13 protein-coding genes and 1 riboswitch are annotated in these 12,779 nt (G+C 71.5%); of the genes, 5 read left to right on the top strand and 8 right to left on the bottom strand.

The window, feature by feature from the left end; translation table 11 throughout:
* Positions 1 to 75 precede the first annotated feature (75 nt).
* Positions 76 to 906 carry a bifunctional hydroxymethylpyrimidine kinase/phosphomethylpyrimidine kinase gene (gene thiD, locus ACIG5F_RS22900; protein ID WP_396520500.1) on the bottom strand — a complete coding sequence of 277 codons (831 nt, stop codon included), beginning with the start codon at positions 904 to 906 and terminating at the stop codon, positions 76 to 78.
* A 137-nt stretch (positions 907 to 1,043) separates the two neighbouring features.
* A complete protein-coding gene (thiC, locus tag ACIG5F_RS22895) occupies positions 1,044 to 2,693 on the bottom strand; it encodes a phosphomethylpyrimidine synthase ThiC (protein WP_396520498.1) in 1,650 nt (549 codons plus the stop codon).
* Positions 2,686 to 2,812: riboswitch (TPP riboswitch) on the bottom strand. It overlaps the preceding gene by 8 nt.
* A 66-nt stretch (positions 2,813 to 2,878) precedes the next feature.
* Here thiC and ACIG5F_RS22890 point away from each other — a divergent pair.
* The 3 genes from ACIG5F_RS22890 to ACIG5F_RS22880 are packed head-to-tail and all read left to right on the top strand — an operon-like array spanning position 2,879 to position 5,469.
* On the top strand, positions 2,879 to 3,511 hold the full coding sequence (locus tag ACIG5F_RS22890) for a hypothetical protein (protein ID WP_396520496.1): 633 nt from the start codon (positions 2,879 to 2,881) through the stop codon (positions 3,509 to 3,511).
* A gap of 34 nt (positions 3,512 to 3,545) precedes the next feature.
* Positions 3,546 to 4,469: an aldo/keto reductase gene (locus ACIG5F_RS22885; protein WP_396520494.1), complete on the top strand. Its 924-nt coding sequence runs from the start codon at positions 3,546 to 3,548 to the stop codon at positions 4,467 to 4,469.
* Between the two features lie 46 nt (positions 4,470 to 4,515).
* Positions 4,516 to 5,469 (top strand): quinone oxidoreductase family protein, encoded by a 954-nt coding sequence (locus tag ACIG5F_RS22880; protein ID WP_396520492.1) that lies wholly within the window; start codon positions 4,516 to 4,518, stop codon positions 5,467 to 5,469.
* Here ACIG5F_RS22880 and ACIG5F_RS22875 read toward each other — a convergent pair.
* Positions 5,458 to 6,360: a glycosyltransferase gene (locus ACIG5F_RS22875; RefSeq protein ID WP_396520490.1), complete on the bottom strand. Its 903-nt coding sequence runs from the start codon at positions 6,358 to 6,360 to the stop codon at positions 5,458 to 5,460. The genes ACIG5F_RS22880 and ACIG5F_RS22875 overlap by 12 nt on opposite strands.
* 519 nt (positions 6,361 to 6,879) lie before the next feature.
* The gene (locus tag ACIG5F_RS22870) at positions 6,880 to 7,467 is read right to left on the bottom strand and encodes a peptide deformylase (RefSeq protein ID WP_396520488.1); all 588 of its coding nucleotides are present in this window, start codon (positions 7,465 to 7,467) and stop codon (positions 6,880 to 6,882) included.
* A gap of 188 nt (positions 7,468 to 7,655) precedes the next feature.
* Between ACIG5F_RS22870 and ACIG5F_RS22865 the strand changes: the two genes are divergently transcribed.
* Both ACIG5F_RS22865 and ACIG5F_RS22860 read left to right on the top strand, forming a co-directional pair.
* On the top strand, positions 7,656 to 7,952 hold the full coding sequence (locus tag ACIG5F_RS22865; RefSeq protein WP_396520486.1) for a DUF3263 domain-containing protein: 297 nt from the start codon (positions 7,656 to 7,658) through the stop codon (positions 7,950 to 7,952).
* A complete protein-coding gene (locus tag ACIG5F_RS22860; protein WP_396520484.1) occupies positions 7,949 to 8,539 on the top strand; it encodes a LytR C-terminal domain-containing protein in 591 nt (196 codons plus the stop codon). Before ACIG5F_RS22865 ends, ACIG5F_RS22860 begins: the two co-directional genes overlap by 4 nt.
* Positions 8,540 to 8,583: 44 nt before the next feature.
* On the opposite strand, the gene ACIG5F_RS22855 is transcribed toward ACIG5F_RS22860, so the two are convergent.
* Genes ACIG5F_RS22855 through ACIG5F_RS22840 form a run of 4 tightly spaced genes read right to left on the bottom strand, consistent with a single transcriptional unit; the run spans position 8,584 to position 12,779 of the window.
* Entirely contained in the window at positions 8,584 to 10,773 is a 2,190-nt protein-coding gene (locus ACIG5F_RS22855; RefSeq protein ID WP_396520674.1) for an AAA family ATPase, read from the bottom strand.
* A 21-nt stretch (positions 10,774 to 10,794) separates the two neighbouring features.
* Positions 10,795 to 11,751 (bottom strand): CDP-diacylglycerol--serine O-phosphatidyltransferase, encoded by a 957-nt coding sequence (gene pssA / locus ACIG5F_RS22850; RefSeq protein WP_396520482.1) that lies wholly within the window; start codon positions 11,749 to 11,751, stop codon positions 10,795 to 10,797.
* A 5-nt stretch (positions 11,752 to 11,756) separates the two neighbouring features.
* A complete protein-coding gene (locus tag ACIG5F_RS22845; RefSeq protein WP_396520480.1) occupies positions 11,757 to 12,464 on the bottom strand; it encodes a phosphatidylserine decarboxylase in 708 nt (235 codons plus the stop codon).
* 42 nt (positions 12,465 to 12,506) lie between these two features.
* Entirely contained in the window at positions 12,507 to 12,779 is a 273-nt protein-coding gene (locus ACIG5F_RS22840) for a GlsB/YeaQ/YmgE family stress response membrane protein (RefSeq protein WP_396520478.1), read from the bottom strand.

Below are 12,779 nucleotides of genomic sequence, written 5' to 3'. Positions count from 1 at the left end.
ACCGCCGACGGGGTTGGAAGGGGGCTTTCCTTCACTCCGAGTGGAGGAAGGCCCCCTTCCACACTTGAGCAGCGCTCAGATGGGGTTGTCGGAGAGGCGCCAGAAGTTGGAGACGGGGCCGGTGCCGGCGCCGAGGGGGTAGGCGTTGCGCACGGCGTGCACGATGAAGCGCTTGCCGAACTCGGCCGCCGCCGGCATGGTGGCGCCCTTGGCCAGGGCCGAGGTGATCGACGAGGCCAGGGTGTCGCCGCTGCCGTGGGTGTGCTGGACGTCGAAGCGCGGCCCGGGCAGCTCGATGACGGCCACGCCGTCGTAGAGGATGTCCACGCACTCCGGGTCCGACCGCAGGTGGCCGGCCTTGATCAGCACCCACTGCGGCCCGAGGTCGTACATCGCCTTGGCCGCGTCCAGCATCATGTCCCGGCTGGTCACGTCGATCCCGGTGAGCAGCCGCACCTCGTCCAGGTTGGGCGTGACGAGGGATGCTCGCGGGAACAGCAGATTCTTCAGGCCGGCCAGGGCGTTGTCGTGCAGCAGCTGGTCGCCGTGCATGGACGCGGACACCGGGTCGACCACGAACGGGATCGTTCGGTCCCGTCCGATGCCGACCTTGTCGATGGTCGCGGCGATCGCCTCGATGATCGCCGCCGAGGCCAGCATGCCGGTTTTCGCCGCCGTGACACCGATGTCCGACACCACGGCCTCGATCTGCGCGGCCACCACCTCGGGCGGGATCTCGTGGAAACCCGAGACCCCGACCGAGTTCTGCACGGTGACCGCGGTGACCGCGGTGGTGGCGTGCACGCCGCAGGCGAAGAACGTCCGGCAGTCGGCGTGCACGCCCGCGCCACCGCCGGAGTCGGTGCCGGCGATGGTCAGTGCCCTGGGGGGAGTGGAATTCGTCACCGATCACCCCGCGGGTTCGCGCCGGTCTCTGGAGCCGTGGGCCGGGAAAATCGCATCTGTTCAGCGGTTTTTCCGGCCAAGGCGAAGAGACCGGTCACGAGCGAACTCGCCCCGCGCGGCATGAGCACAGCCCCCATTTACCCCTCCACAACCGGCAGGTAGACCTGCTTGCCGTGCGACGCGAACTCCGCCGACATCTCGGCCATGCCCGCCTCGATCGCTTCCACTGAGGACAAGTTGTGCTCCTCAGCGTACTTGCGCACGTCCTGGGTGATGCGCATGGAGCAGAACTTGGGGCCGCACATGGAGCAGAAGTGGGCGGTCTTGGCCGGCTCGGCCGGCAGGGTCTCGTCGTGGTAGGCCCGCGCGGTGTCCGGGTCCAGCGACAGGTTGAACTGGTCGTGCCAGCGGAACTCGAAGCGGGCCTGGGACAACGCGTCGTCGCGCTCCTGGGCCTTGGGATGCCCCTTGGCCAGGTCGGCCGAGTGCGCGGCGATCTTGTACGTGATCACGCCGACCTTCACGTCGTCCCGGTTGGGCAGGCCGAGGTGCTCCTTGGGCGTGACGTAGCACAGCATCGCGGTGCCGGCCCAGGCGATCTGGGCGGCGCCGATGGCCGAGGTGATGTGGTCGTAGGCCGGCGCGATGTCGGTGGCCAGCGGGCCGAGCGTGTAGAACGGGGCCTCGCCGCAGACCTCCTCCTCCAGCCGCACGTTCTCCACGATCTTGTGCATCGGCACGTGGCCGGGGCCCTCGATCATCACCTGCACGTCCTTGGCCCGGGCGATGTGGGTGAGCTCGCCCAGCGTGCGCAGCTCGGCGAACTGGGCCTCGTCGTTGGCGTCGGCGATGGACCCGGGCCGCAGCCCGTCGCCCAGCGAGAACGTCACGTCGTAGGCCCGCAGGATGTCGCAGAGTTCCTCGAAGTTGGTGTAGAGGAAGCTTTCCGTGTGGTGGGCCAGGCACCACGCGGCCATGATCGAGCCGCCGCGGGAGACGATGCCGGTGACCCGCTTGGCGGTCAGCGGCACGTAGCGCAGCAGCACGCCGGCGTGCACGGTCATGTAGTCCACGCCCTGCTCGCACTGCTCGATCACGGTGTCCCGGTAGATCTCCCAGGACAGCTTGGTCGGATCGCCGTTGACCTTCTCCAGCGCCTGGTACATCGGCACGGTCCCGACCGGCACCGGCGAGTTGCGCAGGATCCACTCCCGCGTCTCGTGGATCCGCTTGCCGGTGGACAGGTCCATGATGGTGTCCGCGCCCCAGCGGGCCGCCCACACCATCTTGTCCACCTCCTCCTCGATCGAGGAGGAGACGGCCGAGTTGCCCATGTTGGCGTTGATCTTGACGAGGAACTTCTTGCCGATGATGGCCGGCTCGGACTCGGGATGGTTGCGGTTGACCGGGATCACCGCCCGGCCGATCGCCACCTCGCTGCGCACGAACTCGGGGTCCACGCCCTCGCGGGCGGCGCAGAAGGCCATCTCCTTGGTGATGATGCCGGCCTTGGCGTAGGCCAGCTGCGTCACCGCGCCGTTCACGGGCTCGCGTTCGGCGACCCAGGGCGCGCGCAGCTTCGACAGTCCACTGTGGACGTCGATGACGGCGTCCGAGTCGGTGTAGGGGCCGGAGGTGTCATACAGGTCAAGGTGTTCGCCATTGCTGAGCTCCACCCGGCGCATCGGGATCCGGGTGTCGTGCGGGCCGTCGACGTAGACCTTGCGCGAGCCCTGGATGGGCCCCGTGGTCACGGTGGGCCGGACACGGTCGTCAAGCGACGTCATGGCGATTCCTCCCTACGCTGGCATTACCCAGTCAGGTTCAGGCGGTCGGCGGCACCGGGTCCGGATGACCCAGCCGCCCTCTCAGCCCGCTTCCAGCGCGAGCTCCCGCGGTGTTCAGTTGTCGGCATCCCGACGCTAGCGAATGCCGGCGCTTCCTGCCAGCCTCGGTCGCGTACCTTGTGCCGGTGGCCGACGATCAACCGTTTCCACCGGGCGCCCGGCGGGCCGTTCGGCCCACGGCGGTCATCGACTGCCCGGCCTGCGGCGAGCTGGCCGGCCGCGGCTACCCGATGTGCCAGGTGTGCGCCGAGCTGGTCGACCAGTTCTGGACCCTGGACTGGCGGCCGCTGGTGGAGGTCTCCGGCATCCCGGAGCTGGAACTGGCCGAGCTGGTGCTGCTGGAGGACGTCGGCAAGCTGCCGTGGACCTGCACCGACGTGGCCATGACGCTGCTGCGCTGCCCGGCCTGTGGGGCCGAGCTGGGCACCGGGGACCTGCCCTGCCTGCGCTGCCGGGTCGCCGACGAGCAGCGCTGGGCCTGGGACCACATGGGCTACCCGGACCGGATGACCGGCAACGAGCACGCCATGCGGGTGGCCCGGATGGTGCTGCGGGCCCCGCACCGCCACCGCGAGACCGTGGTCCAGGGCTGGCGGCTGACCATGCCGTTCCTGCTGCTGGGCGAGCTGCCCACGACCTCGCAGGCCCAGCGGATCCGGGCCCACGTGCTGGCCGAGCGCTACGACGAGCTGGTGCGCTGCCGGTCGTTGCGCGAGCTGGCCGGCTTACCGAGCGTGCCCTGGCGAAAAGAGGTTTGACCTCGAGCGCGCTCCATCCTGTTGGATCGGGTCCATGGTGAGTCTGGGCATCGGCACGTGGGCGATGGGCGGTCCGTTCTGGGCCGGGACGCAGGCGGTCGGCTGGGGGCCGACCGACGACGAGGAGTCGGCGCGGGCGCTGCGCCGGGCTGTCGAGCTGGGGGTGACGCTGTTCGACACCGCCGACGTGTACGGCACCGGGCACGCCGAGGAGCTGCTGGGCCGGGTCTTCGCCGGCCGGCGGGACGAGATCCGCATCGCCACCAAGTGGGGCAACGTCTTCGACCCGGCCACCCGGCAGCTGACCGGCGGCGACGGCAGCGTGGCCTACATGCGCAAGGCGCTGACCGAGTCGCTGCGGCGGCTGCGCACCGATCACGTCGACATCTACCAGCTGCACCTGGGCGACCTGCCGTTCGACCAGGCCGCCGAGCTGCGGGCGGCCTGTGACGACCTGCTGATGGAGGGGCTGATCCGGGCCTACGGCTGGAGCACCGACGACCCGGAGCGGGCGGCGGTGTTCGGCACCTACGTGCAGGCCGAGATGAACGTGCTGCACGACCGGCCGGACCTGTACCCGGTGCTGGAGATCCAGGACATGACCATGCTGTGCCGCGGGCCGCTGGCCATGGGGCTGCTGACCGGCCGCGACTGGGCCACGGCGGCGCTGCCCGAGGACGACGTGCGCAACAAGGTTCCGGAGTGGATGCGGTTCTTCTCCGACGGCAGGCCGACGCCGGAGTTCGTCAAGCGGGTCGAGGCCGTGCGCGAGGTGCTGACCTCGGAAGGACGGACGCTGGCCCAGGGGGCGCTGGCCTGGATCTGGGCCCGGTGCGACCGGGCGGTGCCGATCCCCGGCTGCCGCACCGTCGCCCAGGTCGAGGAGAACGTGGGGGCGCTGGAGTTCGGGGCGTTGACGCCGGCCCAGCTGGCCGAGGTGCAGCGCCTGCTGAGCTGACGTTCTGTACTTGCGGGTCCATTTTTGCCGGCTTAAGTTCGATGCCATGCGAACAATTCACATCGACCGGCACGGTGGGCCCGAAGTCCTGGCCTGGGCCGAATTCCCCGATCCCACGCCGGGCCCCGGCCAGGCCGTCGTCACGCCGACCGCCATCGGCGTGAACTACATGGACATCGGCGCCCGCGAGACCGGCATGGCCGGCTGGGGCGCGCCGGTGACGCTGGGCGTGGAGGGCGCGGGCCGGGTGGTCGCCGTCGGCGACGGGGTGCCCGACCTCGCCGTCGGTGACAGGGTCGCCTGGTTCTACGTGCCCGGCAGCTACGCCGAACTGGTGCTCGCGCCGGCGGAGTCGCTGGTCAAGCTGCCCGACGACATCGCGGACGAGACCGCCGCCGCGGTGATGATGCAGGGCCTGACCGCCAACCACTTCACCACCGAGACGTACGCGATCAAGCCCGGCGACGTCGCCGTGGTGCACGCGGCGGCCGGCGGGGTCGGGCGGATGCTGACCCAGATGATCCGGGCCCGCGGCGGCACGTCGATCGGCCTGGTGTCCCGGCCGGACAAGGTCGCGGCAGCGCAGGCCGACCACGTGCTGGTGTCCAGCGGCGGCGGCTTCGAGGACAAGATCCGCGAGCTGACCGGCGGCGAGGGCGCGCACGTCGTCTACGACGGCGGCGGCGCGCCGACCTTCCGCTCATCCCAGCTTTCCCTGCGGCGGCACGGGGTTCACGTCTACTACGGGCCGTTCATGGGCGTGCCGACGCTGACCCCGATGGACCTGCCCAACAGCATCCTGCTGTCGTACTCGGCCGTCGCCGACCACGTGCCGACGCGGGAGGCGCTGATCCGCCGCACCGGCGAGGTGTTCGACTTCGTCCGCAACGGACAGCTCACCGTCCACATCGGCGGCCGCTACGCCCTGAAGGACGCCGCCCAGGCCCACATCGACCTGGAATCCCGTGCCACCACGGGAAAGCTGTTGCTAGTCCCGTAGGCACGACGAGACGGCGTCGGCGATGCTGCCCAGGGCGTCCAGCCGCGCGTACTCGGCGGCCAGCCGCCGGGCGTTGCCGCGATAGGTCGGGTCGGCCAGCACGATCCGCACCGCCTGCTCGATGTCGTCGTCCGAGGGCTTGTCCGTGGCCAGGTACAGCGCCGCCCCGGTGGCCGCGACCCGGGTGTTGCCCTCCAGCTGGTCGGCCGAGCGGCCGGTCAGCACCAACGGCTTGGCGTGCCGCAGCGCCCGCTGCACGGTGTCGAAGCCGCCGTCGCTGATCACCACGTCGTCCTCGCAGTGCGGCGACGGCAGCGTGCCCACGAACCGCACGTGCGACGGTGTGTCGCTGCGCCGATAGCTCAGTTCCTCCACCGACAGCTGGAGAAACCGGTCCGCCGCCAGGATCGGCGCGTCCAGCACGAACGGCAGCGGGTCGTGGGTGACCCCGACCGACCGCATGGCCTCGACGAACTCCTCCTGCACGCCGCCGAGCGCGTCCCGGACGTACTCGTAGGCCCGGCGGTTGCGCTCGCGGCCGGCGGCCGTGCGGTCCGGCGGCAGGCCGAATCCCGCCGGCGCGGTGTCGATGCTGCTCAGCGAGAACGGCTCGGTGCCGATCAGGATCAGCGCCGCCGGCTTCGGGCCCGGGGCCCCGTAGCTCAGCGGCAGCGTGCCCTGGAACGCGACGTCGCCCACGACCACGGTCGGGACGTCGGACTCCGACAGCAGCCGGCACAGCCGCCGGTGCTGGTCGACCAGCGAGCGCCCCGTCGGCGGCTCCAGGCCGGTGATCAGCTCGACCTCATGGCCGCGGCCGGTCAGCGAATCGGCGATCGTGCGCATCGCACTGCGGTGGGTGGTGGTGGCCGTGACGACGACCCTGCCCATGGCTCTGGTCCTCCCAGGAGTGGCGCCTTACGAGAGGAAGACGTGCGATCGGCCGCGATGGATCAACGCGCGGCCGAACGGGCACCCATTGCCGCCCCCGCCCACCGCGACCGCTGCCAACGCCGGCACGCCGCCCAGACAGTGCCGGATCCCACGACGTCGACGCGGATCAGGGACCGCGGCCCGGTATCGCCACAGGTCAGCCAGACCGTCGGAGGTCAGTGGAGGCAGCGTGGTCAGGGCGGTGGGTGATGACACAGCAGGCACGACATCCCTGGCAGGTCATGGCTTCGACAACCACATGATCAATTCGACAACCACATGATCAACCTGGGGGTTGCGCCTGCTTCCCATTCAGCCCCACGACTTTTGCACGCCCCCACCCAACCTCAGGCCCCCACCCAACCCTGGGGGCCGGCCCCGCTGCCAGCCTACCGGCGGCAAGCCCTAGTTGATCTTGCGACAGGGCTGTCTGTGGACAACTCCCGGCCTGTGGACAACCCGGCCACGGGACCGCCGCTAGTCCTCGTCGTCCTCGTCGGCGAACGGGTCCGGCTCCACCGCGGGGTCCCAGGACAGGCCGGGCACGCCCCAGCCGTTGCGCTTGAGCATCTTCTTGGCCGCCCGGGCGTTGCGGCCGACCAGCCGGTCCAGGTAGAGCAGGCCGTCGAGGTGGTCGGTCTCGTGCTGGAGGCAGCGGGCGAAGAAGCCGGTGCCCTCGACCTCGACCGGTTCGCCCTGCTCGTCCACGCCGGTGACCTTGGCCCAGTCGGCCCGGCCGGTCGGGTAGGTCTCGCCCGGCACCGACAGGCAGCCCTCGAAGTCGTCGTCCGGATCGGGCATGCCCTCCGGCCGGTCGGAGGTCTCCAGCTTCGGGTTGACGACGACACCCTTGAACCGGTTGCCCTGGTCGTCGGGGCAGTCGTAGACGAATACCCGCAGGTCGACGCCGATCTGGTTGGCCGCGAGACCGACGCCGTTGGCCGCCGCCATGGTCTCGTACATGTCCGCGACCAGAGTGCGCAGGCCCTCGTCGAACTCGGTCACCGGGCGGGTCGGGGTGCTCAGCACCGGGTCGCCGACCACGCGGATGGGGTGAATCGCCATGGTCCCGACCCTAGGGGCCGGTTCGGCAAGATCAATGTCAGGGGTGGTCGGTAAGGTTGCCGATCCGGGACGCGCCGAGGTCGGGCACGGCCGGGATCAAGATCACGTGATTGAATGGTCGCCTGGAATCACACGCGTGTGATTCCTGCGACCGCAGGGATCCGCGACCGTGAGGGGCGAGGAACCAGATGGACGCCGCAAAGGCCATCACGCAGGTGGACGAGCCTGCCGACGGCCTGACCCGACGAGAGCACGCCATCCTGGCGTTCGAACGTCAGTGGTGGAAGTACGCCGGAGCCAAGGAACAGGCCATCCGCGAGCTGTTCGACATGTCCTCGACCCGGTACTACCAGGTGCTCAACGGCCTGATCGAGAAGCAGGAAGCGATGGCCGTCGACCCGATGCTGATCAAGCGGCTGCGCCGGCTGCGCGCCGGCAGGCAGCGCGCCCGCGCCGCGCGCAGGCTGGGGTTCGAGCTGCGATGACCACGCCGGAAACCCCCAGCGGCGGCCCGGCCCGGCCGGCCCGCATCGCCGGCATCGTGTTGCTCGTGGTCGCCGGGATCGCCCTGGTCATGGGCATCGTCAGCCTGCTGCCGCTCGGCGGCGGCAGCAACGAGGCCGGCGCCACCACCACGACCACGGCCGCCCCGACCACCACCTCGTCGTCCACCTCGGCCAAGCCCACAACCACCACCGCCGCGCCGACCACCACCACGACCGCGCCGCCGCCGGCCACCACGACGACCGCGGCGCCGCCCCCGGCCAACAACCCGCAGTCCGTGCCGGTGCGCGTCTACAACAACGGCACCATCCAGGGCTACGCCCAGAAGGCCGCCGACGACTTCAAGGCCGCCGGCTGGAACGTGACCACGGTCGCCGCCTACTCGCAGGGCATCATCGCCACCACAACCGTGTACTTCACGCCCGGCACCGACGAGGAAGCCGCCGCCAACCAGCTCGGCCAGGCCTTCCACATGCGGGTCATGCCCCGCTTCGACGGCATCCAGTCGGCCTCGCCCGGCGTCATCGTCATCATCACCAACGACTACAACCCACCCGCCAAGGGCTGACCGACCGCCCCGCCGAAACGCCTTTCCTGTCATCAAGGAGCGGGTCAGCGCTGGCGGGAGTCGGCGTAGGCGGCGAGGGCGGCCAGCTGGGCGGGGTCCAGGGACGGGCGGACGGCGGTGCGGGCCCGCGCCAGGTGGGCGGCGGTGACCTCGGCCGCCGACAGGGACTCGCGCATGGCGGTCAGGGCTGCCTCCCGGACCAGGCCGGCGCAGTCGGCGGCGGAGTAGCCGTCCAGCTCGGCGGCCAGCGCGGCCAGGTCCACGTCGGCGGCCAGCGGCATGTTCCGGGCGGCCGAGCGCAGGATCTCGGCCCGGGCGTCGGCGTCCGGCGGCGGCACGTAGATCACCCGTTCCAGCCGGCCGGGCCGCAGCAGGGCGGGGTCGAGCAGTTCGGGCCGGTTGGTGGCGCCGACGACGATCACGTCCCGCAGCGGCTCCACGCCGTCGAGCTCGGTCAGCAGGGCGGCCACGACGCGGTCGGCGACGCCGGAGTCCGAGGACTGGCCGCGGCGCGGGGCCAGGGCGTCGACCTCGTCCAGGAAGACCAGGGCGGGCGCGGCCTCGGCGGCCCGGCGGAACAGCTCCCGCACGGCCCGTTCGGACTCGCCGACGAACTTGTCCATCAGCTCCGCGCCCTTGACCGACAGCACGTTCAGCCGCCCGCTGCCGGCCAGGGCCCGCACCAGGAAGGTCTTGCCGCAGCCGGGCGGCCCGTACATCAGGACCCCGCGCGGCGGCTGAACCCCAAGGCGGGCAAAGGAATCCGGGTACTGAAGCGGCCACAGCACGGCCTCGGTGAGCGCCTGCTTGACCTCGGCCATGTCGCCGACGTCGTCGAGGGTCAGCCCGCCGGTCCGCAAAGTGTCCGAAGTGGACATGGAAATCGGGCGCACGGTCTCCAACGCGCCCAACAGGTCCTGCTGGCTGACCTGGAGCACGCCGTCGGAGTGCCGCATGGCCGCCCGCAGAGCCGCTTCCCGGCGCAGCGCGGCCAGGTCGGCAGCGACGAAACCGGGCGTGCGGTCGGCGATCGCGCCGAGGTCCACATCGGACTCCACCGGCACCTCGCGCAGCAGCACCCGCAGCAGCTCGACGCGAACCTTGCTGTCGGGCAACGGAAGCGACAGCGTGCGGTCCACCAGCTCCGGGGCCCGCAGCCGAGGATCGACCGCCTCGGGATGGGCGCTGGTCACGGCCAGCGCCAGGCCTTCGCCGCGGACCGCCGAACGCAGCGTGTCCAGCACGATCGTGGCCACCGGCGGGGGAGTCGAGGCCGGCAGCAGGGCGTCGATGTCGGAGATCAACAGCACCGATGGCTTGGTGGCCTTGGCGATCGTCGCCGACAGCTGCTGCGCGGCGGCGTTGGCCTCCAGCGCGGCGATGCTCGGGGCCGACAGCTCGACCACCGCGGCCCCGACGGAGTGGGCCACCGACCGCACCAGGGTCGCCTTGCCGACTCCCTCCGGCCCGGTGACCAGCACCCCCAGCTGCGCCGACGCGCCCAGCTGGGCCAGCAGCTCCGGCCGGTGGAAGGTCAGGTCCAGCCACTCCGCCAGCAGCTTGGCCGAGTCCTGCTGGCCGACCAGGTCGGCCACCGGCACCGGCGGCACCGCCGGCGCCTCCACCGGGGCGACCACCAGCTCGGCGACGGGTTCCGGCTCGACCACCACCTCGGTGCCCCGCCAGTTCAGCACGCTGCTCGGGCCGACCGTCACCGGACCGGGCGGCTGCGTCGCCGTCACGGTGATCAGCTCGTTGGTCCACGTCGTGCCGATGGCCAGCGACAGCTGCCGCCGGGCCTGCGAGACGTCCGACCCTGGCGGCGGCGCCAGGTCCTGCGGCAGCAGCGACACCGCGTCGCCGGTGGTCAGCACCTTGCCGGTCAGGGCCAGCCGCAGCGTGTCCGGGTGCACCGACGCCGAGGCCAGCCGGGAGCCGGACACCACGACCGACCGGGCCTGCGCCACCTCGACCGGCGCGATCACGATCTCCGAGCCCTCGACGATGCCCAGATTGGACAGCGTCACGTCGTCCACGTAGACGAAGCCGTGCGGGCTCTCGCCGTCGTGGGCGGCGGCCAGGGCCGCGCTGACCCGAGCCCCGGTCAGCTTCACCGCGTCCCACGGGCGCAGGCCCAGCGCGGCCAGCACCTCGGGATGCAGGCGGACGACACCTCGCCGGGTGTCCAGCGCGGACGGTGACAGCCGGGCGGTCAGCGAGATCACGACCGCCAGCTTAGCCACGGGCCGCGAGGCTCAGCGGCGTTCCTGACGGCGCAGTCCCAGCTGCCGCCAGCCCCGGCGGCGACCGTCGCCGTTGGCGCGGCCGTTGGTGGACGGCTCGCCGCGCCGCGGCAGCCGCACCTGGCTGATCCGGCTGGCCGCGCCAGCCACCCGGCGGCGCAGCGGCGGCCGCAGCCCGAACCGGCGGGCGGCGCTGCCGGCCCTGCGGATGGCCCGCCGCTCCCGCGACGGCACCGACCAGGCCTCCGGATGCCGGGCCAGCCAGTAGTAGCGGTACACGGCGTACGGGATGTGGCCCAGGTAGATCAGCATCGCCGCGACCAGCGCCCACAGCGGGTACAGCAGCACGGTCGCGGCCACCAGCACCACGCCGACCAGCAGCGGCGCCACCACCCGCGGCGGCACCTTGATCGTCTTCAGCGACAGCGTGGGCACCCGGCTGATCATCAGCGCCGCCACGAACACCGTCCACACCGCGACCACGATCGGCGAGGTCCACCAGCCGTTGCCGGCGGCCAGCCACAGCACCATCGGCAGCAGGGCCAGCAGCGCCCCCGGCGGGGCCGGCACGCCGACGAAGAACTCCTTGGTGAACGGCGGCTTCTCGGTGTCCTCGAGCAGCGTGTTGAACCGGGCCAGGCGCAGCACCATGCAGGCGGCGAAGATCAGCGAGACGATCCACTGCCCGTTGTCCGAGCCGTGGCTCCAGATGTAGAGCATCAGCGCCGGCGAGACGCCGAAGGAGATGGCGTCGGCCAGCGAGTCCAGCTCCGCGCCCATCTTGCTGGTGGCGTCGAGCAGCCGGGCGATCCGGCCGTCCAGGCTGTCCAGGACCGCGGCCGCGCCGATCGCGCCGATGGCCACCTCGTAGTTGTTGGTGAGCACGAACTGCACGCCGGACAGGCCCGCGCACATGGCGAGCACCGTGATGGCGTTGGGCAGCAGCCGGACGCCGGGACCCGATGGCATCGGGGTCAGCCTCCGAGTTCGGCGAGCACGGTCTCCCCGCCGATGGTCCGCTGGCCCGGCTCGACCAGCACCTTGCTGCCCAGCGGCACGTAGAGGTCGACGCGGGAGCCGAAGCGGATCAGGCCGTAGGTCCGGCCGGCCAGCGCCGGGTCGCCGGCGTTGACCTCGCACACGATGCGCCGCGCGATCAGGCCGGCGATCTGCACCACGACCAGGTCGTGGCCCTGCTCGGTGCGGATGGCCAGCGAGTTGCGCTCGTTGTCCTCCGACGCCTTGTCCAGGTCGGCCGACAGGAACTTGCCCGGCCGGTAGTGCACGGCGGTGATCTCGCCGGAGGCCGGCAGCCGCTGCACGTGCACGTCGAAGATGTTGAGGAAGGTGCTGATCCGCAGCATCCGGCCGGACAGGCCCAGCTCGGCCGGCGGCTCGACCACGACCACGTCGGCCACCGTGCCGTCGGCCGCGGCGACCGCGATGTTCGGGCGGCTCGGCGTCACCCGGGCCGGCTCCCGGAAGAACCAGGCGCACCAGGCGGTGGCCAGGAAGCCCAGCAGACCCAGCCGGCGGTTGAGCAGCCGCAGCACCAGCGCCCCGACGGCGAAGCCGGCCACGATCGGCCGGCCGCCCGGGTGCATCGGCGGCACGGTCTTGCGGGCCAGCTCCAGGAAGTGGCTAACGGAGAACCCGGCAGGTTCGGGCGAGTTGGCGTTCATCGCGGCACACGATAGGGCACCCGCCGGCCGAGCCCGCGTGCGCTACCGGCGGCGGCCCGCGCCCTGGATCAGGCGCAGCACCGCCAGCAGGATCACCGCGCCGACCAGTGCGATGCCGAAACTGCTGAAGTTCCAGCCGAAGTCCTGCGGATGCCCGGTGGCCAGCTGGAACAGCCAGCCGCCGAAGAACGCGCCCACGACGCCGACCAGGATGCTGACGATGCAGCCCTGCGGCCGGCGGTCCCGGCCGCCGACGACCAGGTTGGCCGCCCAGCCCACGATCGCGCCCAGCACGATCCACCCGATGAGTCCCAC

This window comes from Kutzneria sp. NPDC052558 (assembly GCF_044547355.1).
Taxonomy (GTDB): domain Bacteria; phylum Actinomycetota; class Actinomycetes; order Mycobacteriales; family Pseudonocardiaceae; genus Kutzneria.
This window is presented reverse-complemented; position numbering and strand designations above follow the sequence as displayed.